General features: G+C 69.1%; 23 protein-coding genes. 12 read left to right on the forward strand and 11 right to left on the reverse strand.

The window, feature by feature from the left end:
- Positions 1-75: 75 nt before the first annotated feature.
- Positions 76-1,455, reverse strand: coding sequence for an aspartate aminotransferase family protein (locus tag J7I98_RS28185; RefSeq protein WP_214927832.1), 1,380 nt, complete (start codon positions 1,453-1,455; stop codon positions 76-78).
- Positions 1,440-1,946, reverse strand: a complete 507-nt coding sequence (locus J7I98_RS28190) for an Lrp/AsnC family transcriptional regulator (RefSeq protein ID WP_214927833.1) — start codon at positions 1,944-1,946, stop codon at positions 1,440-1,442. Before J7I98_RS28190 ends, J7I98_RS28185 begins: the two co-directional genes overlap by 16 nt.
- Before the next feature lie 161 nt (positions 1,947-2,107).
- On the opposite strand from J7I98_RS28190, the gene J7I98_RS28195 reads away from it, so the two are divergent.
- The 4 genes from J7I98_RS28195 to J7I98_RS28210 all read left to right on the forward strand — a co-directional run bounded on the left by J7I98_RS28195 (position 2,108) and on the right by J7I98_RS28210 (position 6,030).
- Positions 2,108-3,547 carry a gamma-aminobutyraldehyde dehydrogenase gene (locus tag J7I98_RS28195; RefSeq protein WP_214927834.1) on the forward strand — a complete coding sequence of 480 codons (1,440 nt, stop codon included), beginning with the start codon at positions 2,108-2,110 and terminating at the stop codon, positions 3,545-3,547.
- Between the two features lie 143 nt (positions 3,548-3,690).
- The gene (locus J7I98_RS28200) at positions 3,691-4,854 is read left to right on the forward strand and encodes a spermidine/putrescine ABC transporter substrate-binding protein (protein WP_214927872.1); all 1,164 of its coding nucleotides are present in this window, start codon (positions 3,691-3,693) and stop codon (positions 4,852-4,854) included.
- A gap of 13 nt (positions 4,855-4,867) precedes the next feature.
- Positions 4,868-5,464, forward strand: a complete 597-nt coding sequence (locus J7I98_RS28205) for an HXXEE domain-containing protein (RefSeq protein ID WP_214927835.1) — start codon at positions 4,868-4,870, stop codon at positions 5,462-5,464.
- A 32-nt stretch (positions 5,465-5,496) separates the two neighbouring features.
- Complete coding sequence (locus J7I98_RS28210) at positions 5,497-6,030, forward strand: hypothetical protein (RefSeq protein WP_214927836.1); 534 nt, start codon at positions 5,497-5,499, stop codon at positions 6,028-6,030.
- Position 6,031: 1 nt separating this feature from the next.
- Here the strand turns inward: J7I98_RS28210 and J7I98_RS28215 are convergent, their stop codons facing one another.
- The 7 genes from J7I98_RS28215 to J7I98_RS28245 all read right to left on the reverse strand — a co-directional run bounded on the left by J7I98_RS28215 (position 6,032) and on the right by J7I98_RS28245 (position 13,198).
- Positions 6,032-7,141 carry an NAD(P)/FAD-dependent oxidoreductase gene (locus J7I98_RS28215; protein ID WP_214927837.1) on the reverse strand — a complete coding sequence of 370 codons (1,110 nt, stop codon included), beginning with the start codon at positions 7,139-7,141 and terminating at the stop codon, positions 6,032-6,034.
- 54 nt (positions 7,142-7,195) lie between these two features.
- Positions 7,196-8,086: an RNA polymerase sigma-70 factor gene (locus tag J7I98_RS28220; RefSeq protein ID WP_214927838.1), complete on the reverse strand. Its 891-nt coding sequence runs from the start codon at positions 8,084-8,086 to the stop codon at positions 7,196-7,198.
- A 20-nt stretch (positions 8,087-8,106) separates the two neighbouring features.
- Positions 8,107-9,297 (reverse strand): serine hydrolase, encoded by a 1,191-nt coding sequence (locus J7I98_RS28225; protein ID WP_214927839.1) that lies wholly within the window; start codon positions 9,295-9,297, stop codon positions 8,107-8,109.
- A gap of 170 nt (positions 9,298-9,467) precedes the next feature.
- Positions 9,468-10,172 carry a response regulator transcription factor gene (locus J7I98_RS28230; RefSeq protein ID WP_214927840.1) on the reverse strand — a complete coding sequence of 235 codons (705 nt, stop codon included), beginning with the start codon at positions 10,170-10,172 and terminating at the stop codon, positions 9,468-9,470.
- Positions 10,169-11,377 carry a sensor histidine kinase gene (locus tag J7I98_RS28235; RefSeq protein WP_308377967.1) on the reverse strand — a complete coding sequence of 403 codons (1,209 nt, stop codon included), beginning with the start codon at positions 11,375-11,377 and terminating at the stop codon, positions 10,169-10,171. Before J7I98_RS28235 ends, J7I98_RS28230 begins: the two co-directional genes overlap by 4 nt.
- A gap of 20 nt (positions 11,378-11,397) precedes the next feature.
- Positions 11,398-12,084 (reverse strand): glycerophosphodiester phosphodiesterase, encoded by a 687-nt coding sequence (locus tag J7I98_RS28240; RefSeq protein WP_214927841.1) that lies wholly within the window; start codon positions 12,082-12,084, stop codon positions 11,398-11,400.
- An 82-nt stretch (positions 12,085-12,166) separates the two neighbouring features.
- Positions 12,167-13,198, reverse strand: coding sequence for an adenosine deaminase (locus J7I98_RS28245; protein ID WP_214927842.1), 1,032 nt, complete (start codon positions 13,196-13,198; stop codon positions 12,167-12,169).
- A 109-nt stretch (positions 13,199-13,307) separates the two neighbouring features.
- Between J7I98_RS28245 and J7I98_RS28250 the strand changes: the two genes are divergently transcribed.
- The 8 genes from J7I98_RS28250 to J7I98_RS28285 all read left to right on the forward strand — a co-directional run bounded on the left by J7I98_RS28250 (position 13,308) and on the right by J7I98_RS28285 (position 22,230).
- Positions 13,308-14,021 (forward strand): DUF4190 domain-containing protein, encoded by a 714-nt coding sequence (locus J7I98_RS28250; RefSeq protein WP_214927843.1) that lies wholly within the window; start codon positions 13,308-13,310, stop codon positions 14,019-14,021.
- A 440-nt stretch (positions 14,022-14,461) separates the two neighbouring features.
- Positions 14,462-15,991, forward strand: a complete 1,530-nt coding sequence (locus tag J7I98_RS28255; protein WP_214927844.1) for a gamma-aminobutyraldehyde dehydrogenase — start codon at positions 14,462-14,464, stop codon at positions 15,989-15,991.
- 49 nt (positions 15,992-16,040) lie between these two features.
- A complete protein-coding gene (locus J7I98_RS28260) occupies positions 16,041-17,288 on the forward strand; it encodes a PotD/PotF family extracellular solute-binding protein (RefSeq protein ID WP_214927845.1) in 1,248 nt (415 codons plus the stop codon).
- Positions 17,289-17,335: 47 nt separating this feature from the next.
- On the forward strand, positions 17,336-18,493 hold the full coding sequence (locus tag J7I98_RS28265; protein ID WP_214927846.1) for an ABC transporter ATP-binding protein: 1,158 nt from the start codon (positions 17,336-17,338) through the stop codon (positions 18,491-18,493).
- Positions 18,490-19,419: an ABC transporter permease gene (locus J7I98_RS28270; protein ID WP_214927847.1), complete on the forward strand. Its 930-nt coding sequence runs from the start codon at positions 18,490-18,492 to the stop codon at positions 19,417-19,419. Before J7I98_RS28265 ends, J7I98_RS28270 begins: the two co-directional genes overlap by 4 nt.
- Positions 19,419-20,216 (forward strand): ABC transporter permease, encoded by a 798-nt coding sequence (locus J7I98_RS28275; protein ID WP_214927848.1) that lies wholly within the window; start codon positions 19,419-19,421, stop codon positions 20,214-20,216. Before J7I98_RS28270 ends, J7I98_RS28275 begins: the two co-directional genes overlap by 1 nt.
- Positions 20,217-20,237: 21 nt before the next feature.
- A complete protein-coding gene (locus J7I98_RS28280) occupies positions 20,238-21,653 on the forward strand; it encodes an FAD-binding oxidoreductase (protein WP_214927849.1) in 1,416 nt (471 codons plus the stop codon).
- A 118-nt stretch (positions 21,654-21,771) separates the two neighbouring features.
- On the forward strand, positions 21,772-22,230 hold the full coding sequence (locus tag J7I98_RS28285; RefSeq protein ID WP_214927850.1) for a bifunctional DNA primase/polymerase: 459 nt from the start codon (positions 21,772-21,774) through the stop codon (positions 22,228-22,230).
- On the opposite strand, the gene J7I98_RS28290 is transcribed toward J7I98_RS28285, so the two are convergent.
- Entirely contained in the window at positions 22,157-22,759 is a 603-nt protein-coding gene (locus J7I98_RS28290) for a phosphatase PAP2 family protein (RefSeq protein ID WP_308377968.1), read from the reverse strand. The genes J7I98_RS28285 and J7I98_RS28290 overlap by 74 nt on opposite strands.
- A gap of 338 nt (positions 22,760-23,097) precedes the next feature.
- Positions 23,098-24,058 (reverse strand): aminotransferase class III-fold pyridoxal phosphate-dependent enzyme (locus tag J7I98_RS28295; protein ID WP_214927852.1); only part of this gene is annotated, 961 nt, incomplete at its 5' end.

The following is a 24,058-nucleotide window of genomic DNA, read 5'->3' on the forward strand; positions in this document are numbered from 1 at the left end:
CGTGGAAAGCGCGCGGCCCGGATGCCCCCGTTCTCACTCGAACGGGGGCATCCGGGCCGCGATTGGGTCATATGATCAGAGCTTGGTCCAGGCCTCCGTCAGCACCTGACGCAGGATGCCCTCGATCTCGTCGAAGGTCTCCTGGTTGGAGATCAGCGGCGGCGCGAGCTGGACGACCGGGTCGCCACGGTCGTCGGCGCGGCAGTACAGACCGTTGTCGTACAGCGCCTTGGAGAGGAAGCCGTAGAGCACGCGCTCCGTCTCCTCGTCCGTGAAGGACTCCTTGGTGGCCTTGTCCTTCACGAGCTCGATGCCGTAGAAGAAGCCGTTGCCGCGTACGTCGCCGACGATCGGCAGGTCGTGCAGCTTCTGCAGCGTGGTGAGGAACGCGTTCTCGGTGTCGAGGACGTGCTGGTTGAGGCCCTCACGCTCGAACAGGTCGAGGTTGGCGATACCGACGGCCGCGGAGACCGGGTGGCCACCGAAGGTGTAGCCGTGCAGGAAGGTGTTGTCACCCTTGTAGAACGGCTCCGCCAGGCGGTCGGAGATGATGCACGCGCCGATCGGGGAGTAGCCCGAGGTCATGCCCTTGGCGCAGGTGATCATGTCCGGTACGTAGTCGAACTTGTCGCACGCGAACATCGTGCCGAGGCGGCCGAAGGCGCAGATCGTCTCGTCGGAGACGAGCAGCACGTTGTACTGGTCGCAGATCTCGCGGACCCGCTGGAAGTACCCGGGCGGCGGCGGGAAGCAGCCACCGGCGTTCTGCACCGGCTCCAGGAAGACGGCGGCGACCGTCTCGGGGCCCTCGAACAGGATCTCCTGCTCGATCTGGTCGGCGCACCAGCGGCCGTAGGCCTCCGGGTCGTCACCGAAGATCGGGGCGCGGTAGATGTTGGTGTTCGGAACCTTGTGCGCACCCGGGACGAGCGGCTCGAAGGGCGCCTTCAGGGCCGGCAGGCCGGTGATCGACAGGGCGCCCTGCGGGGTGCCGTGGTAGGCGACCGCGCGGGAGATGACCTTGTACTTGGTCGGCTCGCCGGTGAGCTTGAAGTACTGCTTCGCCAGCTTCCACGCGGTCTCGACGGCCTCGCCGCCACCGGTGGTGAAGAAGACCTTGTTGAGGTCGCCCGGCGCGTAGTTCGCGAGGCGCTCGGCCAGCTCTACGGCCTTCGGGTGGGCGTACGACCACACCGGGAAGAAGGCCAGCTCCTGCGCCTGCTTGTACGCCGTTTCGGCAAGCTCGTGACGGCCGTGGCCGGCGTTGACGACGAACAGGCCGGAGAGGCCGTCGAGGTAGCGCTTGCCCTTGTCGTCGTAGATGTAGGTGCCCTCACCACGCACGATGGTGGGCACGGGTGCGTTCTCGTAGGACGACATGCGGGTGAAGTGCATCCACAGGTGGTCGTACGCGGTCTTGGAGAGGTCCTTGCTCACGACTATCGGGTTCCCCACATATAGGTCTGCTTCTTCAGCTTGAGGTAGACGAAGCTTTCGGTGGACCGCACACCGGGGAGCGTGCGGATCCTCTTGTTGATCACTTCGAGCAGGTGGTCGTCGTCCTCGCAGACGATCTCCACCATGAGGTCGAAGGAGCCCGCGGTCATCACCACGTACTCGCATTCGGCCATGGCCGTCAGCGCTTCGGCGACGGGGTCGAGGTCGCCCTCGACATTGATGCCGACCATGGCCTGCCGCCGGAAGCCCACGGTGAGGGGGTCGGTGACGGCGACGATCTGCATCACGCCCTGGTCGAGCAGCTTCTGTACGCGCTGGCGCACTGCCGCCTCGGAGAGGCCCACGGCCTTGCCGATGGCGGCATAAGGACGGCGTCCGTCCTCCTGGAGCTGCTCGATGATCGCCAGAGAGACGGCGTCGACCGTTGGTGACGACCCGTTCCCGGTTCTGGAATCTGCGCTTCTACTGGCCACGTCTTCACTGTGCACGGGTCTCGTCCGTCTTGCAACCCCAAACCGATGAAATTCGTTGTTCAGGCGTCAAGATCTCACTGAATCCGAAGTTGACGGCGGGTAGGTATGTCGAAAGCGATACCTGAGCGACTAGGGTGGGAGTCTCACCCATCGGACATCTGAGAGGGAGGGTGGCAGTGACCACCGAACTGCGTCGCCTGCGCAACTACATCGACGGAGAGTTCCGCGAAGCCGCCGACGGGCGGACCATCGAGGTGGTCAACCCGGCCACGGGCGAGGTGTACGCAACCTCGCCGCTGTCCGGCCAGGAGGACGTCGACGCCGCGATGGCCGCCGCCGCCCGGGCCTTCCCGGCCTGGCGCGACACCACGCCCGGCGAGCGCCAGAAGGCGCTGCTCAAGATCGCGGACGCGTTCGAGGAGCGCGCCGAGGACCTGATCGCGGCCGAGTCCGAGAACACCGGCAAGCCGCTCGGGCTCACCCGCACCGAGGAAGTTCCGCCGATGGTGGACCAGATCCGCTTCTTCGCGGGCGCGGCACGACTGCTCGAAGGCCGCTCGGCCGGCGAGTACATGGAGGGTCTGACCTCCATCATCCGGCGCGAGCCGGTCGGCGTCTGCGCGCAGGTCGCACCGTGGAACTACCCGATGATGATGGCCGTATGGAAGTTCGCCCCGGCGCTCGCCGCGGGCAACACGGTCGTCCTCAAGCCGTCGGACACGACGCCCGCCTCGACCGTCCTCATGGCCGAGATCATCGGCTCGATCGTCCCCAAGGGCGTCTTCAACGTCGTCTGCGGCGACCGTGAGACCGGCCGCGCGATGGTCGAGCACCCGACCCCCGCGATGGCCTCCATCACCGGTTCCGTACGGGCCGGCATGCAGGTCGCCGAGTCCGCCGCCAAGGACGTCAAGCGCGTCCACCTGGAGCTGGGCGGCAAGGCGCCGGTCGTCGTCTTCGAGGACACCGACATCGCCAAGGCCGTCGAGGACATCTCGGTCGCGGGCTTCTTCAACGCCGGCCAGGACTGTACGGCCGCGACGCGCGTGCTCGTACACGAGTCGATCCACGACGAGTTCGTGACCGCGCTGGCGAAGGCCGCCGCGGACACGAAGACCGGGCAGCCGGACGACGAGGACGTGCTGTACGGCCCGCTCAACAACGCCAACCAGCTCAAGCAGGTCAGCGGCTTCATCGAGCGCCTGCCCGCCCACGCCAAGGTCGAGTCCGGCGGCCACCGGGTCGGCGACAAGGGCTACTTCTACGCCCCGACCGTCGTCTCCGGCCTCAAGCAGGACGACGAGATCATCCAGAACGAGGTCTTCGGCCCCGTCATCACCGTCCAGTCCTTCGCGGACGAGGCGCAGGCCACCGAGTGGGCCAACGGCGTCGAGTACGCGCTGGCGTCTTCGGTGTGGACCAAGGACCACGCGCGTGCGATGCGCATGTCCAAGAAGCTCGACTTCGGCTGCGTGTGGATCAACACCCACATCCCGCTGGTCGCGGAGATGCCGCACGGTGGCTTCAAGAAGTCCGGTTACGGCAAGGACCTGTCGGCGTACGGCTTCGAGGACTACACGCGCATCAAGCACGTGATGACCTCGATCGAGGGCTGATCGAACCGGCTGCCGATCTGAACCAGCCGATCTGAACGGGCTGATCAGGACGCTGTTCCACAGAGGCGGGCAATAGACAGACTGTCTATTGCCCGCCTTTCGTGCGCGGGGCGAGGGTGGGGGCCATGAGTGATCTTGGTGGTGTGTCGCGTCGTACGCTGCTCCGCGGATTCGGTACGGCAGGTGCGCTGGCCGCACTCGCCGGCTGCGGGGTGCCCGCCGCGTACGTCGAGCCGGGCGACCGGGCCGCCGACGACCGCTCGGAGCGCGATCACAGCCTTCAGTTCGCCAACTGGCCGCTGTACATCGACACCGACGACGAGGACGAGTCGCAGCGGCCCACCCTCGACGCCTTCACCGAGCGCACCGGGATATCCGTCCGCTACACCGAAGAGATCAACGACAACGACGAGTTCTTCGGGAAGATCAGCCCCGCGCTGATGAACCACCAGGAGACCGGCCGGGACCTCGTCGTCATCAGCGACTGGATGGCCGCCAGGTTCGTACGCCTCGGCTGGGTTCAGGAGATGGACCGGGCGAAACAGCCCAACGTCGCCAAGTACCTCGACCCCCAACTGCGCACCCCCGCCTTCGACGAGGGACGCACCCACTCCGTCCCCTGGCAGTCCGGGATCACCGGCATCGCGTACAACCGCAAGAAGCTCGGCCACGACATCCGCTCCACCACCCAGCTGTGGGCCGACGATCTGCGCGGCAAGGTGACGCTCTTCTCCGGGCTCGACGAGAGTTTCGCGCTGCTGATGCAGGGCAACGGCGCGGACGTCACCCGCTGGAGCGCCGACGACTTCCACGAGATGTGCGAGCAGGTCGAGAAGCTGGTGCAGCGCCGCCATATCAGGCGCTTCACGGGCAACGACTACATCAAGGACCTTGCGAGCGGCGACGTACTGGCGTGCCAGGCGTACTCGGGCGACGTCATCCAACTTCGCGCGGACAACCCCGACATCGAGTTCGTGGTGCCGGAGGAGGGCGCGGAGCTGTGGGCGGAGAGCCTGATGATCCCCAACCTTGCCCGCCACAAGCGCAACGCCGAGAAGCTCGTCGACTACTACTACGAGCCGGAAGTCGCGGCGGAGCTGGCTGCCTGGGTCAACTACGTCTGTCCGGTGCCGGCCGCGCGCGACGTCCTCGCGTCCTCCAAGGACGAGGAGACGGCCGCACTCGCCGAGGATCCGCTGATCTTCCCCGACGATGCGATGCGTCGGCGGCTGGCGATCGCGCGGGACATCACGTCCGAGGAACGCGTCGAGTTCGCGAAAACGTGGAACGCGATCGTGGGGCTCTAGCAGACTGACGATCATGAGTGCTGACCGAGTTGACCGACTTGACCGAGCTGACTGCGCTGAACGCGATCGCGTGAACGCCGCTGTGACGTACGGCCTGTTCGCCGCCTGGGCCCTGCACGACATCGAGGAACTGGCGACGCTGCCGAGGTGGATGCGCGAGAACGTACCCCGGCTGCGCAAGCGGTTCCCGCAGGTCCCCGAGCGGATATGGCGGGCCCTGGAGTCCGCGGACGAGCGCGAATTCGCCGTCGCCGTCGGCGTGATGGGCACGATCGTCGCCTCGGCCGCCGTCGCCGGACACCGCTCCGGCGGGCGCTCCGGCTTCTACCAGTCGACGCTCTACGGCTTCGGGCTGCACGGCCTGGTGCACATGGCCCAGGCCGCCGCTGTACGCGGCTACACCCCCGGCGTCGCCACCTCGCCGCTGATCGTGGTGCCCTTCTCGCTCTGGGCGCGCGGCCGACTGCGCCGGTCCGGTGTGCTGCGGCCGACGCGTGCGCGGGACGCCGTGCAGGGCCTTGCCCTGGCCGGAGCTGCTACGGCCGTCTCGCACGTGGTGGCGCGGCGCGTGCTGGGGAGGCAGCGGCCGGGGGCGGCGGGGGCGACGTAAAGGGCAGGTAAATGCGGGCGTACGCTGCGGATATGAATGAGGCGAACGCCGTCCGGCGGCGTATACGCGTGTGGTTGCTCTTCTTCATCGTCTGTCTGGTGCTGAGCGGGCTGACCGCCTTCCCGCTCGTCACCGAACTGCACTGGCTCGAAAGCCTGCTGAAGTCCTCGGGCTCCCCGGTGCCCGAGCACTTTCCCGGGCTGATGGAGTGGATCGAGCGCGTACGGGCGGGCCTCGACGCCACCGATGCCACGTACCCCTTCGTCCTCTACGGGACCGACTGGCTGGCCTTCGCGCACCTCGTCATCGCCGTCGCCTTCTACGGCCCGTACCGCGATCCCGTACGCAACATCTGGGTCGTCGAGTTCGGGATGATCGCCTGCGCCGGGATCATCCCGCTCGCGCTTATCTGCGGGCCGATTCGCGGCATTCCCTTCTGGTGGTCGGTCATCGACATGTCCTTCGGGGTCTTCGGCGTCATCCCGCTGTACGTCGTACGCCGCAGGATCAAGCAACTGGAGGCGCTGACCGCACCGGTCAAGCTCGCGGTCCCGGTGGCGGCCTGAGTCAGCGGCGCAGGGCCAGCACCGTGCCCCTCGTCACCGCCTCCTTGAAGCGGGCCGAGGCCCGGCCGGTGAGGACGGCGGCGACCGGGCTGTCGTCGGCGCGGGTGAACTGGGTGAGGCCGTCGCGGCGGCCGAGGCTGATGTTCTGCCAGACGTAACGCAGGCGCAGCGGCCTGGGCGTGCGGCCGGTGACGGCCGCGGCGACGCTGCCCGCGACGTACGCCCCCATCGGCAGGCCCGTCTGGCAGGACATGCGGGATGCGGCGCCACCCGGTCCGTACGCCGCAGCCGCGTCGCCCGCCGCGAAGACCTCCGGGTGGGAGGTCGAGCGCAGCGTCGCGTCGACCGTGATCAGGCCCCGTGCGTCGACCGCGAAACCGGCCTCGCGCGCCAGGTCCGGTACGCGGAATCCGGCCGCCCACACGACCGCGTCGGCCGGGATCTCGCCCCCGTCGGCCAGGACCAGGCCATGGGCGGCCACTTCGGCAACGCGGGTGTGCTCGCGCAGTGCGACGCCGTGCCGGGCCAGGGCGGCGCGGAGGTAGTGCCGGCCGCGCTCCGACAGCCCGGCGCCGAGCTCGCCCCCGGTGACCAGCTGCACCTTGAGCCCCGGGTACGCCTCGGCCAGCTCGGTGGCAGCCTCGATGCCGGTCAGGCCTGCGCCGGCCACGACGAGCGAGCCCTGGCCGCCCGCGCCCGCCGTACGTTCGCGCAGGCGGGCCGCGTCGTCGTAGGTGGCCACCGCCGGTGCGTGCGCGGCGGCGCCGGGGACGGGGGCGGTGTCGGCCGCGCTGCCGAGGGCGTAGACGAGGGTGTCGTATCCGATGGCGTGCGGAGCGGAGTCGACACGGACCGTACGGGCGGCGGCGTCGACGGCGGTCACCCGGGCGACGACCAGCTCGATGCCCGTACCGGCGAGGAGGTTGTCCAGCGGCAGCTCCTTCAGACGCTGGCCGGCGGCGAGCTGGTGCAGGCGTACCCGCTCGACGAAATGGCCTGCGGCGTTGACCAGCGTGATGCGTACGTTGCTGCGGCGCAGTTTGCGGGCCGCGCCCTTTGCGGCGGCCAGTCCGGCGTACCCGGCTCCCAGAACCACGATGTGATGCGTCATGCCTCCTGAACCGGTGGGCGGGCCGGTCCGTGACAGCTCCGACTGTGCAGTGGATCACGCGAGCTGGGCGGCGGCGTAAGCGAGCTTCCCCGGGTTGATGACCGTACGGACCGCGCTGACCCGGCCGTCGCCGACCTCCGGCACGATGACGCCGAGCAGCATCCGGCCTGCGAAGACGGCGACCGCGGGCTCGCCGTTCACCTCGGCGTACTCGCCCCTCACCTGCGCCGCCTCGGGCCGCGCACCCAGGCCCAGCAGGTAGCGGAGCACCTTCTCGCGTCCGCTGATCGGCCGACGCGCCGCGGACACCTGGCCGCCCCCGTCGGACCAGGCGACCACGTCATCGGCGAGCAGCTGCTCCAGGCCGGCCACATCACCTTCGAGGGTGGCGGCGAAGAAGCGCTCGACGACCTTCTTGCGCTGTGCGTCGTCGACGTCGAAGTGCCTTCGCGGGCGGCCGAGCTGTTCGCGGGCCCGGCGGTGCAGCTGCCGCGAGTTCGCCTCCTCGATGTCGAGGACCTCGGCGATCTCCCGGTGGCTGTGCCCGAACGCCTCGCGCAGTACGAACACCGCGCGCTCGCCCGGAGTGAGCCGCTCCATCAGTGTGAGCAGCGCGAACGACACCGATTCGCGCTGCTCGGCGGTCTCCAGCGGGCCGAGCTCATCGCGCGAGGTGAACACCGGCTCCGGGAGCCAGGGCCCGACGTACAGCTCGCGCTGGGCGCGGGCGGAGGTGAGCTGGTTGATGCAGAGGTTCGTCATGACCTTGGTCAGCCAGGCCGCCGGTGTACGGACGGCGGAGCGGTCGGCCTTGCTCCAGCGCAGATACGTGTCCTGTACGACGTCCTCGGCCTCGCTCGCCGAACCGAGCATCCGGTACGCGAGCGAGAACAGCCGGGGGCGGTGCGATTCGAACTCTGAGGCGGCGGCTTCCGTGGTCGTCATGTCCGCAGGATGCCAGTCGGTCAGTTGCTTCGGTCCGAGAAGGCGGCGAAGACGATGTCCAGCGCCACCGGGTTCATGCCCTCGCCCTTCGCGTCGGTCGCGTTGACGCAGTAGACGAGCGTGCGGGACACGTCGCGGGTCCCGCCGATGGCGGTGTTGTAGCCGTACCGACCGCCGGTCTTGCCCCAGGCGACTGTGCCGTCGGGGAGCACCAGACGCGACAGGCCCGCCGTGAGCTGCGCGTCCTCGCCGGACTCGGCGTCCTTCACCTTCGGGACGGTGAACATCTCCTCCAGCTGTGCCTGCGGCACGACCCGGCCGCGGAACAGCGCGAGCGTGAAGCGCTCCAGGTTGGCGGTGGTGGAGACGATGTCGCCCGCCGCCCAGCGGTCGGAGGAATTCCACTCGGTGACGTCGCGCAGCTCGGCCGTTCCGTCGGCCTTTTCGACCCTCTGGTAGCCGCGGTTGTGCGGGCCGTGGATCTTCGGGTCGGAGCCGGGGAAGGAGGTGTGGCGGAGAGCCAGCGGCGCGAGGATCCGGTCGCCGACGGCTTGTTCGTACGAGGTGTGGGTGAGCTTCTCGATCAGCAGGCCGAGGACGGTGTAGTTGATGTTCAGATAGTGCTGCTTGGTGCCGGGCTTGAACTCCGGGCCTTTGGCGGCGGCGTTCGCGATCTGGTCCCGTGGGTCGACGGTGTCGAAGCGGTGTGCGTACAGCTCCTCGAACGTGTCTCCGGGGCCGTCGGCGGCCTGGATTCCGCTGGTGTGGTTGAGGAGTTGGCGGACGGTGACCGGCTTGAAGGTACGGGGTAGCAGGCCGGGAAGGTACGTCTGCACGGGCCGGTTCAGGTTGACCTTGCGCTCGGCGGCGAGCTGGAGCACGACCGCGGCGGTGAAGACCTTGGTGACCGAACCGGCGCGGAAGCGGCCGTCGTCGATCGCCTTGCCCCCGGTGGCGAGGTCGGCGACGCCGGCGCTGCCGCGCCAGGTGCCGTCGGTGCCGGCGACGCGGACCAGGGCGGCGGTGGCGTCCTCGTCGGGCAAGCCGGCGATTGCCTTGCGCAGGGCGTCGGTGTTCGGCCCGTGTGCGGTGGCGACTGCGGAGGGGGATTCGGCAAAGGCGAAGGCGGGAGCGGCGGGGGCGGTGGCGAGCGGGGCTGCGGCGAGGCTGAGGAGGAGGGCGGTGGCGATGGGGCGGGTGCGGGGCTTCATGGTGTGATCTCCGTCGGGGTTCGGTCTGCTGTGCGTTGGCAGGCCTAATCCTGGTGATCACGAGGTGGTGGGGGATCGCCGGAGCGAGCGGTTGTTGGGGGGCGGATTACTCGCTCGCACGGGGGAGTTCGGCGGCGGTTTCTCCTGCTTGGGGAGGAGGGGTGGGGTGGCTACCGGTGTGGGTAGGGGAACAGCGCCGCAGGCGCCCCACCGTCCTGGCTCGGGGCGGCGCCGGGTGCGATCAGGCCGGTCTCGTACGCGCAGATCACAGCCTGGATCCGATCCCTCAACCCCAACTTCGACAGCACGTTGCCCACGTGCGTCTTCACCGTGTGCTCGCTCACCACCAGCGCCGCCGCAATCTCCGCATTGGACAGCCCCCGCGCCAGGTGCAGCAACGTCTCCCGCTCCCGGGCGGTCAGGACATCGAGACGCCCCGAGGAAATCACCGTCGGACGCGCCGTGTAGTCGGCGATCAGGCGCCGCGCCACGGAAGGCGCGAGCAATGACTCGCCTGCCGCGACCACCCGCACCGCGTGCACCAGATCGTCGCGGCGTACATCCTTCAGCAGGAAGCCGCTCGCCCCCGCGTGCAGCGCCTCGTAGACGTACTCGTCGGCGTCGAAGGTCGTGAGCATCACCGTGCGGCAGGCGGTCTCCGCGCAGATCGTGCGGCAGGCCTGGATGCCGTCCGTGCCCGGCATCCGGATGTCGAGCAGCGCAACATCGGGGGCCAGACGGCGTACGGCTTCGACGGCCTGTGCACCGTCGCCGGCCTCGGCAACCACCTCGATGTCCTGCTGTACGTCAAGGATCATCGCGAAGCCGCTGCGGACCAGTTCCTGGTCGTCGGCCACCACCACACGGATCGTCAACTCCCCACCTCCACCGGCGAGATTACTAGCGGTATGCGTACGACGACCTCGAAGCCCTGACCGCCGGGACCCGCCCCGGTACGCGCCGTCCCGCCGTGGGCAGCCGCCCGCTCCCGGATGCCGATCAGGCCGTGACCCGTGGTGGTGCCCGGCACCTGAGCGGGGCCGCGCCCGTCGTCGGTGACGGTGATGTGCAGCGCGTCCGTCCCGTACGCCAGCCGTACGGAGACCGCCCGCGCGGCGGCGTGCTTGACGACGTTCGTCAGCGCCTCCTGGACGATGCGGTAGACGGTGGCCTCGGTGTCGAGGGGGAGCGGGCGGGCCGGGCCCGTGGTTTCGTAGCCGACTTTCAGGCCGCTGCCCGCCACCCGCTTCACCAGGCCGGGCAGTCCGTCCAGCGCGGGCTGCGGTTTCCGCGGCTCCGACGGCTCGTGCGCTGTGCCACTCGTCGCGTCCTCGCGCAGGACGCCGAGCAACCGCCGCAACTGGACCATCGCGTCGCGCCCCGTCTCCGAGATCGCGTCGAATGCCGCCTCCGCGCGCTCGGGCGCGGCCCGTACGGCCACCGGCCCTGCCTCCGCCTGGACGATCATGATGCTGACGGCGTGCGACAGGATGTCGTGCATCTCCCGTGCGATACGGGCCCGTTCACGGGCGGTCGCCTGCTCGGCCTCGATCCGGTTCGCCCGCTCCAGCTGCGCGGCCCGGTCCTCCACGGCGGCGGTGTACGCCTTGCGCGTGTACGCGAGCCGACCGAACGCGAAGGCTGCGCCGAAGACGAGAAGCGTGAAGAGGAGCTCCCTGGCCTCTCCCGAATTGAGGGCGACGGAGGGGAAGACGGCCGTGAAAGTCAGCGCGGCGATGCCCAGCCGCTCACGGGCCGACGAGAGCTCGGCGACCGTGTAGACGGCAATCAGGCCGGAGTAGGGGAGCGGCTGGCCGGGGCCGTCCAGCGTGAGCTTGTACAGCAGCCCGGCCAGCATGACGGCGAACACCACCGCCACAGGAGCCTTACGGCGCCACACCAGCGGCAGCACCATCAGCGAAGTCAGCGCGTACGAATCCCACGTTGCCGGTGGCTGGCCCGCCGGGCGGTCCACGACGAACGGGATCGTCACCGCCGCCTGCACCAGCAGCGTGATCCCGAGGTCCACCGCCCAGGGATTCGCCGACCGTATGCGAGCCGTCAGCCGTGCTGCGTCCACGTTGAGCCCCCTGCTTCGCGTTATCGCGCTGACAGGATGCCGTACAGCGCGTCGACGCGGTTGGTGGTGATCGAATCGACCCCGTGCGCGATCAGCCGCCGCATGGTGACCCTCGTGTCGGCGGTCCACGCCGAGACCAGCAGCCCGTCCCGGTGCACCCGCGCGCAGAGGTCCGCATCGACAAGACCGAAGCGGTAGTTGATCCAGCGCGGCTTCACCGCGTCGATCAGAGTGGGGCGGGGCGGGGCCGACGTCGTCCACGTCATGGCGATTTCCGCGCCCGGATCGGCCGCCCGCACGGCGAGCATGGTGTCCGAGCCCGCGCAGTAGTACGTCCGCTCGGCCGCACCGCACTCGTGCACGGTGCCCACCACCTTGCGTACCGAAGAGGCGGTGGCGCCCGGCAGGTCGATCATCAGCCGGTGCGAGCCCCCCGCGAGGAGCGCCTCGGCCAGGGTGGGCACCCCGCCGCCCGACAGCACGCGCAGCTCGTCCCAGGTGGTGTCCGTGAGCGGCCGGTCGGGGCCCCACAGCCGCTTCAGGGTGGAGTCGTGCAGCAGCACGGGCACACCGTCGCGCGTGAGCCGGACGTCGATCTCGACCGCGTCCGCGCCCCGTTCGACCGCCGAGCGGATCGAGGCCAGGGTGTTCTCGCGGACGCGGTACGGATCTCCGCGGTGGGCGACGACGGTAACGGTGCGACGCATGTGCCCATTGTCGCCGGTATGGAAGCCGCCGGTAGTGAAGCCGGTAGCCGCCGGTATTGAAGCCGGTAGTGAATGGGGACGGTCAGGGTCTGCGGGTGAGCCATTCAGTCGTGTACGCGTCGATCTCGGCGGCGATACGTGCCTTGCCGGCCGGGTCGAGGAAGGAAGCCTCGACGGCATTCCTGGCGAGCGCCGCGACGCCCTGCTCGTCCAGGCCGAGCAGGCGGGCCGCCACCGCGTACTCACTGTTGAGGTCCGTGCCGAACATCGGCGGGTCGTCGCTGTTGATCGTGACCAGGACGCCTGCGTCCACCATCTCCTTGAGCGGGTGCTCGTCCAGTGTGGCGACGGCGCGGGTCGCGATGTTCGATGTCGGGCACACCTCCAGCGCGATGCGGTGCTCGGCGAGGTGGGCCAGCAGCGCGGGGTCCTTGACGGAGCTGGTGCCGTGGCCGATGCGCTCGGCGCGCAGATCGTGCAGCGCGTCCCAGACGGTCTCCGGGCCGGTCGTCTCACCCGCGTGCGGCACGGAGTGCAGGCCCGCCGCGATCGCGCGGTCGAAGTACGGCTTGAACTGCGGACGCGGTACGCCGATCTCCGGGCCGCCGAGACCGAACGACACCAGCCCCTCCGGGCGCAGGTCCACGGCCACCCTCGCCGTCTCCTCCGCCGCGTCGAGCCCGGCCTCGCCCGGGATGTCGAAGCACCAGCGCAGTACGGTGCCGAGCTCGGCCTCCGCCGCCTTGCGGGCGTCCTCGATCGCCTCCATGAACGCGACCGCGTCGATGCCCCGGCGGGTCGAGCTGAACGGCGTGACGGTCAGCTCGGCGTACCGGATGTTCTGCCGGGCCATGTCCCGGGCGACCTCGAAGGTCAGCAGCCGGACGTCCTCCGGGGTGCGGATCAGGTCCACGACGGAGAGGTAGACCTCGATGAAGTGCGCGAAATCGGTGAAGGTGAAGTAGTCGGCGATGGCCTCGGGGTCGGTCGGGACCTTCGAGTCCGGGTGGCGGGCGGCCAGTTCGGCGACGATGCGGGGGGAGGCGGATCCGACGTGGTGCACATGCAGTTCGGCCTTGGGCAGCCCCGCGATGAAGGGGTGCAGATCGGTCATCGGATCCTCCGGAGTACGGGCGGGCTGGGTGGTTCAGGGATCATCGTAGGCGGGCGGTACTGGCCGGAACGCAGGCCGTAGCATGGCGGAACCACGATGGGGGAGACACATGTCAGACAACGCTCAGCACCCCTCGGGCCCGCCGCCCGAGCGGTCGCGGGACCCCTGGGCCCCGCCGGAGCAGCCGGCGCAGAAGGTACCGCTGGACAAGCCGGCGGGCGGGGGATCTCCGGTTCACGATCAGCAGACGGTCACCTCGATGCCCGCCACGGGTGAGGGCGCGGGTCCGGTGCCGGGCTTCGGCGAAGTTACGGGTGCGGGTGCGGGCGCCGTGCCGCCGCCCCCGGTCTCACCGGCCGGCCCCGCGCCGACGTCCCCGGGCCACTACGGCTACCCGGCGTACGCCACCCCGCAGCCTTCCGCACCGTACGGCGCCGGCGGCTACCCCGGTTACCCGGGATACGCGGGCCAGCCCGGCTGGGCCGGTCAGCAGGGCCCGGCGAACGGGTTCGGGATCACCGCGATGGTGCTCGGCATCATCGCCGTCACGTTCTTCTGCGCGTACGGGCTGGGGATCATCCTCGGCATCCTCGCGCTGATCTTCGGCATTCTGGGCCGCAAGCGGGTGCAGCGGGGCGAGGCGACGAACAACGGCATGGCGGTGGCCGGAATCATCCTGGGCATCGTCGGCTTCGTGCTCAGCGCGGCGTTCATCGGGTTCATCGTCTGGGCGATCGTCGAGGGACAGAACCAGAAGGACCGCGATGCGGAGGAGTACGACCCGTACTCGAACTCCTCGCTCGTGGTGGAGCACGTCCGCTAGAGCGAGCGTGTCTTCCACCCCGGCCCCCGGCGCCATGCGTGTCGGGGGCCTTTTTCTTTCCCCACCGGAGGGGCTGAGCTTCTCCGGCTCGGCCGGAAAATCCAGCCCGTTCTGGGTCTGGGGGCTTGCCCCCACTTCGGGAAGGGGCCGGTAGGGGAACTGCGCCGCAGGCAGCCCGCACCCCACCGGCGCCCGCACCGCCCCCGCCCTCCCCTCGCGTGTCGGTGGCCGTCTCACCTGGGGTTTTCGTGGTGGCGTAGGCATTGCACGCCGCCCCGGCGTACGCCACGGACACTCCGTACGGTCATTTACCGGCCAACGCGACACATGGTCGACCGATTCCGTCGCGTAACCAAAAGGCAACAACGGAATCCCTTGTTGGCAAGGGATCTCTCTGTCAGGATCGGCACTCAATTCGAGCTGGGACAACGGAGAGCGCCATGGTCAACCGCCTTCAGGTGCAGGACCGATTCGCGGACGGTGCGCAGTTCATCGGCGGACAGCTGCGGGCCGGCACCTCGGGCCGTACGCACGCAGTCGTGAACCCCGCGACCGGCGAGAAGGTCTACGAGTACGAGCTGGCCGGCACCGCCGACGTCGACGCGGCGGTCGCCGCCGCGAGCGCGGCGTTCCCCGGATGGGCCGCCACCACACCCGGCGAGCGCTCCGAGGCGATGCACCGCTTCGCCGCCGTACTGGCCGAGCAGGCCGAGGATTTCGCGTACGCCGAGTCGCTCCAGTGCGGCAAGCCGATCAAGCTGACCACCGAGTTCGACGTGCCCGGCAGCATCGACAACACCGCCTTCTTCGCAGGCGCGGCCCGCCACTTGGAGGGCAAGTCGGCCGGCGAGTACTCCGGCGACCACACCTCCTACGTACGGCGTGAGCCGATCGGCGTCGTCGGGTCCATCGCACCCTGGAACTACCCCCTCCAGATGGCCGCCTGGAAGGTCCTGCCGGCCATCGCCGCAGGCAACACCATCGTCCTGAAGCCCGCCGAAATCACGCCGCTGACCTCGATCATGTTCGCGCAGGCGGCCAAGGACGCCGGCATCCCGGACGGCGTCGTCAATGTCGTCACCGGCGCCGGCAAGGACGTGGGCGAGCACCTCGTCGGGCATCCGGACGTGGTCATGACCTCCTTCACCGGGTCGACCGCCGTCGGCAAGCGCGTCGCGGAGATCGCCACCTCCACCGTCAAGCGCCTCCACCTCGAACTCGGCGGCAAGGCCCCCTTCGTGGTCTTCGACGACGCCGACCTGGAGGCCGCCGTGCACGGCGCGGTCGCCGGCTCGCTCATCAACACCGGCCAGGACTGCACTGCCGCGACCCGGGCCTACGTCCAGCGGCCGCTCTACGACGCCTTCGTCGCGGGCGTCGCCGAGCTGATGGAGAGCGTCCGGCTCGGTGACCCGTTCGATCCGTCCACCGACCTCGGGCCGCTGATCAGCCACGCCCAGCGCGACCGGGTCGCCGGCTTCGTCGAGCGGGCGCGTTCGTACGCCCGCGTCGTGACCGGCGGTGAAGCGCCCGGCGCCAGAGAAAATGAAAGCAGCCTCGCCAAGGGCGCGTACTACCGGCCCACCCTCGTCGCCGACGCCCCCCAGGACAGCGAGATCGTCCAGGCCGAGATCTTCGGCCCGGTCCTCGTCGTGCTGCCCTTCGACACCGACGACGAAGGCATCGAGCTCGCCAACGACACCCCGTACGGGCTCGCCGCCTCCGCCTGGACCCGCGACGTGTTCCGGGCGAACCGCGCCACCCGCGACATCAAGGCGGGCTGTGTGTGGGTGAACGACCACATCCCGATCATCAGCGAGATGCCGCACGGAGGTTACAAGGCCAGCGGCTTCGGCAAGGACATGTCGGCGTACTCATTCGAGGAGTACACGCAGGTCAAGCATGTGATGTACGACAACACCGCGGTCGCCCGCAAGGACTGGCACCGCACGATCTTCGGGGACCGATAAGCACCGGCCGACTGACCACGGCCATACCCACCCGAAAGGGCACTTGCGCATGGAGCAGTACCAGCCCGACAGCCTCTCAGCGGCCCAGGTGGCCGCCATGCGACGCAGCGCGACGAGCGGCAGGGGCGCACTCACCCGCCGTTCGCTGCTGCGCGCCTCAGGCGTCGGCGCCCTCACGGTCGGCGGCCTCGGCACGCTGAGCGCCTGCGGTATCCCGCCCGCCAAGCGGGAGGGGGAGGCGGCGGCCTCCGACGACCACTCGGCCAAGGAGAAGCGCCTCACCTTCTCCAACTGGACCGAGTACATGGACGTCAGCGAGGACGAGAAGTCCCGTCCCACGCTGGAGGCGTTCACCAAACGCACCGGGATCACGGTCAAGTACACCGAGGACATCAACGACAACGTCGAGTTCTTCGGCAAGATCAAGCCGCAGCTCGCGGCCGGTCAGGACACCGGACGCGACCTCGTCTGCGTCACCGACTGGCTGGCCGCCCGGCTCATCCGGCTCGGCTGGGCGCAGAAGCTCGACCCGGCGAACCTGCCGACCGCGTACGCCAACCTCTCCTCCCAGTTCCGCTCCCCCGACTGGGATCCGGGCCGCGCCTACTCGTATCCCTGGACCGGCATTTCGACCGTCATCGCCTACAACTCCAAGGCGACGGGCGGCAAGAAGGTCGACTCCGTCACGCAACTCCTCGAAGACCCCAAGCTCAAGGGCAGGGTCGGCTTCCTCTCCGAGATGCGCGACTCCGTCGGTATGACCCTCCTCGACATGGGCAAGGACCCGGGGAAGTTCTCCGACGACGACTTCGACGCGGCGATCGCCCGTATGCAGAAGGCCGTCGACAAGAAGCAGATCCGCCGCTTCACCGGCAACGACTACACCTCGGACCTGGACAAGGGCGACCTCGCGGCCTGCCTCGCCTGGGCCGGTGACGTCATCCAGCTCCAGGCCGACAACCCGGACATCAAGTTCGTGATCCCGGAGGCCGGTTACATCACCTCCACCGACAACCTGCTGGTCCCGGCGAAGGCGCGGCACAAGACCAACGCCGAGAAGCTCATCGACTACTACTACGAGCCGCCCGTCGCCGCCCAGCTCGCCGCGTACATCAACTACGTGTGCCCGGTCGAGGGAGTGCGCGAGGAGCTGGCCAAGATCGACAAGTCGATGGCCACCAACACGTTGATCCTTCCGGACAAGGCGATGGCCGCCAAGTCCCGTGCCTTCCGCTCGCTCAGCAGCAAGGAAGAGACGGCGTACGAAGAGAAGTTCGCCAAGCTCATCGGCGCCTGAACCGGCCCGCTGTCCGACCCCCTCTCTACACCCTGGGACCACACCCCATGACGCAGAAGCAGAAGACAGAGGGCGGCGACGTCCGCCTCTCCGGGATCAGCAAGACCTACGGCTCCTTCACGGCCGTACACCCCCTCGACCTGACCATTCCGCAGGGCTCCTTCTTCGCCCTGCTCGGCGCGTCGGGCTGCGGCAAGACCACCACACTGCGGATGATCGCGGGTCTGGAGGACCCGACGACGGGCACGGTCTCGCTCGGCGACAAGGACGTCACCGACCTCCAGCCGTACAAGCGCCCCGTCAACACCGTCTTCCAGAGCTACGCGCTCTTCCCGCACCTCGATGTCTCCGAGAACATCGCGTTCGGCCTGCGCCGCCGCGGCATCAAGTCGGTGAAGAAGCAGGTCGACGACATGCTCGACCTCGTCGAGCTCGGCGCGTTCGCCCACCGCAAGCCGCACCAGCTCTCCGGCGGCCAGCAGCAGCGCGTGGCCGTCGCCCGCGCGCTCATCAACCACCCCCAGGTCCTGCTCCTCGACGAGCCGCTGGGCGCCCTCGACCTCAAGCTGCGCCGCCAGATGCAGCTGGAGCTCAAGCGCATCCAGACGGAGGTCGGCATCACCTTCGTGCACGTCACCCACGACCAGGAGGAGGCCATGACCATGGCCGACCAGGTCGCGGTGATGAACGGGGGCCGTGTCGAGCAGCTCGGCGCCCCCGCCGATCTGTACGAGAACCCGAAGACGACCTTCGTCGCCAACTTCCTCGGTACGTCCAACCTCATCGAGGCCGAGGTCGTCGAGACCTCGGGGGACACCATCGTGGTCACCTGCGGCGGCTCCAAGCTGCGGCTGCCCGACGAGCGGTGTTCGGCGCAGACCCACAGCGGCGGCAAGCTGCTCGTCGGCGTACGCCCGGAGAAGGTCTCGATCGCGCACGCCGACGACGTCGGCACCGTCGCCGACGGCCGCAACAAGATCAGCGGCCGGATCGTCGCCTCCAGCTTCATCGGAGTCTCGACGCAGTTCATCGTCAACAGCCCGGCCTGCCCGGACTTCGAGGTGTACGTCCAGAACATAGAACGCGACTCCCGCCTGGCCCCGGGCGCCGAGGTCGTCATGCACTGGAACCCGGCGCACACCTTCGGACTCGACGCGGACCAGGACATCGACGCGGGCGTGGAGACGGTGGAGGAGGGCGCGTGACCGTCACCGACGCGCCGTCTCTGGCGCCTTCGCCGGCCCAGCCGCCCGTACGCAAAGCCGCCACCCGCAAGCGGCTCGTCCCGTACTGGCTGCTGCTGCCGGGCATCCTGTGGCTGATCGTCTTCTTCGCGCTGCCGATGGTCTACCAGGCGTCGACCTCCGTGCAGACCGGATCCCTGGAGAAGGGCTTCGAGGTCACCTGGCACTTCCAGACGTACTGGGACGCGCTGAAGGAGTACTACCCGCAGTTCGTACGGTCGCTGCTGTACGCCGGTACCGCGACCCTGCTGTGTCTGCTGCTGGGCTACCCGCTCGCGTACATGATCGCCTTCAAGGCGGGGCGCTGGCGCGGTCTGCTCCTGGTCCTGGTCATCGCGCCGTTCTTCACCAGCTTCCTGATCCGTACGCTCGCGTGGAAGACGATCCTCGCGGACAGCGGCCCGGTCGTCGACGTGCTGAACACCCTGCACGTCCTGGACGTCACCAGCTGGCTCGGCTGGACCGACGGCAGCCGGGTGCTGGCCACGCCCATGGCCGTGGTCTGCGGCCTGACGTACAACTTCCTGCCCTTCATGATCCTGCCGCTCTACACCTCGCTGGACCGCATCGACGGCAGGCTGCACGAGGCGGCGGGCGACCTGTACGCCACCCCGGCCACCACCTTCCGCAAGGTGACCTTCCCGCTCTCCATGCCGGGTGTCGTATCGGGCACCCTGCTGACCTTCATTCCGGCGAGCGGCGACTACGTCAACGCGGAACTGCTCGGATCGACCGACACGAAAATGGTCGGCAGCGTCATCCAGTCGCAATTCCTTCGCGTGCTGGATTATCCGACGGCGGCCGCGCTCTCCTTCATCCTGATGGCGATCGTGCTGGGCATGGTCACCGTGTACATCCGCAAGTCCGGGACGGAGGATCTGGTCTGATGCGCTGGATACGACGCAATCTTGTCGTCATTGCCGGGCTGCTGACGCTCGCATACATGATCCTGCCGAACATCGTCGTGATGGTGTTCTCGTTCAACAAGCCGGCCGGCCGCTTCAATTACTCCTGGCGGGAATTCTCCACCGACGCGTGGAAGGACCCGTGCGGCGTCGCCGACCTGTGCGGCTCGCTCTCCCTCTCGCTCCAGATCGCCGCCTGGGCGACGGTCGGCGCCACCGTCCTCGGCACGATGATCGCCTTCGCTCTCGTCCGCTACCGCTTCCGGGCGCGCGGCTCGATCAACTCGCTGATCTTCCTGCCGATGGCCATGCCCGAGGTCGTCATGGCCGCCTCGCTGCTGACGCTCTTCCTCAACATGGGCGCCGAGCTGGGCTTCTGGACCGTCCTCATCGCGCACATCATGTTCTGCCTGAGCTTTGTGGTGACGGCGGTCAAGGCGCGCGTGATGTCGATGGACCCGCGGCTGGAAGAGGCCGCGCGCGATCTCTACGCCGGGCCCGTGCAGACCTTTGTACGGGTGACCCTGCCGATCGCCGCACCCGGAATCGCCGCGGGAGCGCTGCTCGCCTTTGCGCTCTCCTTCGACGATTTCATCATCACCAATTTCAATGCGGGCTCGACCGTGACGTTCCCCATGTTCGTCTGGGGATCGGCGCAGCGCGGCACGCCCGTACAAATCAACGTCATCGGTACGGCCATGTTCGTCATCGCCGTAGTGATGGTTCTCGCCGGCCAGTTCCTGTCGAGCCGGCGGAAGAACAACGCACAACCGCAGTAAGCCCTGAAGGAGTTGGAAACCATGGCCCCAGTTGCCATGCGTACTGCTGCACAATCCCTTTCCGACGCACAGCCCGTCTCGTTCTGGCTGGACGACCCCGGCAAACCCGCACCACAGCCCGCCCTCACCGGCGACGAGCGCTGCGATCTGCTCGTCATCGGCGGTGGATACAGCGGACTGTGGACCGCGCTCCTCGCGAAGGAGCGCGATCCCCAGCGGGATGTCGTACTGATAGAGGGGCACGAGGTGGGCTGGGCCGCCTCGGGCCGCAACGGCGGATTCTGCGCCGCCTCCCTCACCCACGGGCTGGGCAACGGAATCTCCCGCTGGCCGGGCGAGCTCGCACAACTGGAGGAGCTCGGCGAGCGGAACCTGGACGCGATCGAGGCGGCCGTGGCGGCGTACGGCATCGACTGCGACTTCGAGCGCACCGGTGAGATCGACGTCGCCACCGAGCCGCACCAGCTCGCCGAACTCCACGAGATGTACGACGAGGCGCACAAGCTCGGCTTCACCGGCCTCGAACTCCTCGACCGGGACGCCGTACGCGCCGAAGTCGACTCCCCGACCTTCCTCGGCGGGCTGTGGGACCGGCGCGGCGTCGCCATGCTGCACCCGGCGAAGCTGGCCTGGGGGCTCAAGCAGGCGTGCCTCGGTCTGGGCGTACGGATCTACGAGCACACCCGGGGCCTCGACCTGGCCCCGGCCGGGGCGGGCATGGCCGTACGCACCCCGTACGGCCGGGTCTTCGCCCGCCGCGTCGCGCTCGGCACCAACATCTTCCCGTCGCTGGTCAAGCGCGTCCGCCCGTACACCGTCCCGGTCTACGACTACGCGCTGATGACCGAGCCGCTCACCGACGAGCAGCTCGCCTCGATCGGCTGGAAGAACCGGCAGGGACTGGGCGACAGCGCCAACCAGTTCCACTACTTCCGCCTCAGCGCCGACAACCGCATCCTGTGGGGCGGTTACGACGCCATCTATCCCTTCGGCGGCAAGCTGAACGCCGAACTGGACCACCGCCCGGAGACGTACCTCAAGCTCGCCGGCCACTTCTTCCGCTGCTTCCCGCAGCTGGAGGGCGTGCGCTTCAGCCATGCGTGGGGCGGCGCGATCGACACGTGCTCGCGCTTCTCCGCCTTCTTCGGCACGGCGCACGCGGGGAAGGTGGCGTACGCCGCCGGGTATACCGGGCTCGGTGTGGGCTCCACCCGCTTCGGCGCCGACGTCATGCTCGACCTGCTCGCGGGTGAGCGCACCGAGCGGACCGAGCTGGAGATGGTGCGCAGCAAGCCGCTGCCGTTCCCGCCGGAGCCGTTCGCCTGGGCGGGCATCGGCATCACCAAGTGGTCGCTGGCTCGTTACGACGTCAATGGCGGGCGCAGCAACCTGTGGCTGAAGACGATGGACAAGCTGGGCCTGGGATTCGACAGCTGACAGGCCGAGTGCGCCCGGCGCACAACCACCGGTGGCCAAACCTGCGTAATGATCCGGTCCCGGGCCTCTCTCCTTCGTGAACGCACTGCCAGTGCACCCACGAAACGGAGGCCGGGCTATGAGCGGCTCGGAGGCAAAGACCGCGGTCGAATGGCTGGTATCGGTGGCACCGGATCCCGATGCCTGCCGGTGGGAATGGGAGCGGAACCCGCTGGGAATCGCCCTCCTTCCCGCCGGCAGGCGCTGGGACGTCCTGATCCTGCCGGGAGAGCTCGGCTACCCGACCCTCGACATCCTGACGCGTCTCGTGGACCGTCCCGGCCCCGTGCTCGCCGACTTCGGCGACGCCCGCCTGGGCTTCTTCGTGCCGCCGGGCACGGCCGCCCGCTGGATCGGCACGGGCGTACGGGGTGCGGGCCGCGGCACCTGGATCGTCGTGCCCTATCCGGGCAGGACGGCCGGCGGCGTCCGCTGGCTGGTCCTGCCGGACGCGGCCGGCACGCTCACCGATCCTTCGCTGCTGGAGCTATCGATGCACGAGGCCGCCGCGAATGCCGCGCGGGCAGGCGATGAATGAGCAGAAGCAGCGGGAGGCACAGGCACCAGCTGCCGAGCACGTCCAGCGGCCAGTGATAGCCGCGCAGGACGAGACCGACGCCGGCCGCGAACGTGAGGACGACGGCGAGAGACGACGGCCACCATCGGCGGCCGGGGCGTACGTACGCGGAGACGAGCAGGGCCGCGCCGCAGTAGGCGACGGCCGCTGTCGCCGCGTGCCCGGACGGGTAGTAGCCGGCTTCGGCCGTGAGCGGGCCCGGGCGGGCGATCAAGGACTTGAGCGGGGCGACGAGGGCGGGCACTGTCGCGATGGCGAGGACGGCGGCGGAGGCGCGGAGGGGACTGCCCCGCCGGAGCGCGTACGCGACGGCCGCGGCCAGGACAGGCAGCGCGACCGCCAGATTGCCGAGGTCGGCGAGGAATTCGGTGAGGGAGGCCGGGCCGCGGCCGACGACGGCACGGTCGAGGCGCTCGTCCGCGCGGCGCAGGGGGCCGAGGGCCGCGACCTGCCAGGTGATCAGCGCGAAGAGGGCGAGCGCCGCGGTCACCGACCCGAGAAACCTCAAAGACCCCAGAAAGAGGAAAGCCGGCTGCCCGGGAACAGGGGGGGTAGTTCCGAGGCAGCCGGCGGGACCGGGCTGCCGCACGCCCCGGGGGGTTTGGGGCGGGCGGCGATCCGATCCGTGAGGAGTTCCGGAGCCAGTGGCTCCAGTGGTGTGCGCGATGGCACGGCCAGGGCGGGGCAGGGGGTGCCTCGACCTGGAACCGCCCGCAGTCCCCTGCGAGCGGGGTGTTTCTCTCATCTGCAGAAACCGTACGTCAGGGGGTGGGGGACCGACAGGCGGATCTCCATCCCGCCATTGCCCCCCCACACCTTCTTCACAGGTCACACGCCGGCGAAAGCCGCCTCGATGATGTCCAGGCCCTCGTTCAGCAGGTCCTCGCCGATGACGATCGGCGGCAGGAAGCGCAGGACGTTGCCGTAGGTGCCGCAGGTGAGGACGAGCAGGCCCTCGGCGTGGCACGCCTTGGCGAGCGCGCCGGCGGCGGCCGCGTTCGGCTCCTTGGTGTCGCGGTCCGTCACCAGCTCGATCGCGATCATCGCGCCGCGGCCACGGATGTCGCCGATGATGTCGAACTTCTCGGCCATCGTGGCGAGGCGGCCCTTCATGACCTCCTCGATGCGCTTGGCCTTCGCGTTGAGGTCGAGCTCCTTCATCGTCTCGATGGAGCCGAGCGCACCGGCGCAGGCCACCGGGTTGCCGCCGTAGGTGCCGCCCAGGCCGCCGCCGTGCGGGGCGTCCATGATCTCGGCGCGGCCGGTCACGGCGGCGAGCGGCAGGCCGCCCGCGATGCCCTTGGCGGTCGTGATCAGGTCGGGGACGATGCCCTCGTCCTCACAGGCGAACCACTGGCCGGTGCGGCAGAAGCCGGACTGGATCTCGTCGGCGACGAAGACGATGCCGTTGTCGTTGGCGAACTTCACGATCGCCGGCAGGAAGCCCTTGGCCGGCTCGATGAAGCCGCCCTCGCCCAGCACCGGCTCGATGATGATCGCGGCGACGTTGTCGGCGCCGACCTGCTTGGAGATCTGGTCGATGGCCTGCGCGGCGGCCTCGGGGCCGCAGTTCTCGGCGCCGGTCGGCCAGCGGTAGCCGTACGCGACGGGGACGCGGTAGACCTCGGGGGCGAACGGGCCGAAGCCGTTCTTGTACGGCATGTTCTTGGAGGTCAGCGCCATCGTGAGGTTCGTACGGCCGTGATAGCCGTGGTCGAACACGACGACGGCCTGGCGCTTGGTGTACGCACGGGCGATCTTGACGGCGTTCTCGACGGCCTCGGCGCCG

It is taken from the genome of Streptomyces sp. ISL-98 (assembly GCF_018614055.1).
Classification (GTDB): Bacteria; Actinomycetota; Actinomycetes; order Streptomycetales; family Streptomycetaceae; genus Streptomyces; species Streptomyces spiramyceticus.

Bases quoted from the DNA above. Each gene is read 5' to 3' on its own strand.
- J7I98_RS28250 (WP_214927843.1), top strand. From the start codon at position 13,308: ATGTCAGACAACGCTCAGCACCCCTCGGGCCCGCCGCCCGAGCGGTCG.
- J7I98_RS28265 (WP_214927846.1), top strand. From the start codon at position 17,336: ATGACGCAGAAGCAGAAGACAGAGGGCGGCGACGTCCGCCTCTCCGGG.
- J7I98_RS28280 (WP_214927849.1), top strand. From the start codon at position 20,238: ATGGCCCCAGTTGCCATGCGTACTGCTGCACAATCCCTTTCCGACGCA.
- J7I98_RS28275 (WP_214927848.1), top strand. From the start codon at position 19,419: ATGCGCTGGATACGACGCAATCTTGTCGTCATTGCCGGGCTGCTGACG.
- J7I98_RS28205 (WP_214927835.1), top strand. From the start codon at position 4,868: ATGAGTGCTGACCGAGTTGACCGACTTGACCGAGCTGACTGCGCTGAA.
- J7I98_RS28220 (WP_214927838.1), bottom strand. From the start codon at position 8,086: ATGACGACCACGGAAGCCGCCGCCTCAGAGTTCGAATCGCACCGCCCC.
- J7I98_RS28225 (WP_214927839.1), bottom strand. From the start codon at position 9,297: ATGAAGCCCCGCACCCGCCCCATCGCCACCGCCCTCCTCCTCAGCCTC.
- J7I98_RS28285 (WP_214927850.1), top strand. From the start codon at position 21,772: ATGAGCGGCTCGGAGGCAAAGACCGCGGTCGAATGGCTGGTATCGGTG.
- J7I98_RS28260 (WP_214927845.1), top strand. From the start codon at position 16,041: ATGGAGCAGTACCAGCCCGACAGCCTCTCAGCGGCCCAGGTGGCCGCC.
- J7I98_RS28240 (WP_214927841.1), bottom strand. From the start codon at position 12,084: ATGCGTCGCACCGTTACCGTCGTCGCCCACCGCGGAGATCCGTACCGC.
- J7I98_RS28245 (WP_214927842.1), bottom strand. From the start codon at position 13,198: ATGACCGATCTGCACCCCTTCATCGCGGGGCTGCCCAAGGCCGAACTG.
- J7I98_RS28210 (WP_214927836.1), top strand. From the start codon at position 5,497: ATGAATGAGGCGAACGCCGTCCGGCGGCGTATACGCGTGTGGTTGCTC.
- J7I98_RS28255 (WP_214927844.1), top strand. From the start codon at position 14,462: ATGGTCAACCGCCTTCAGGTGCAGGACCGATTCGCGGACGGTGCGCAG.
- J7I98_RS28215 (WP_214927837.1), bottom strand. From the start codon at position 7,141: ATGACGCATCACATCGTGGTTCTGGGAGCCGGGTACGCCGGACTGGCC.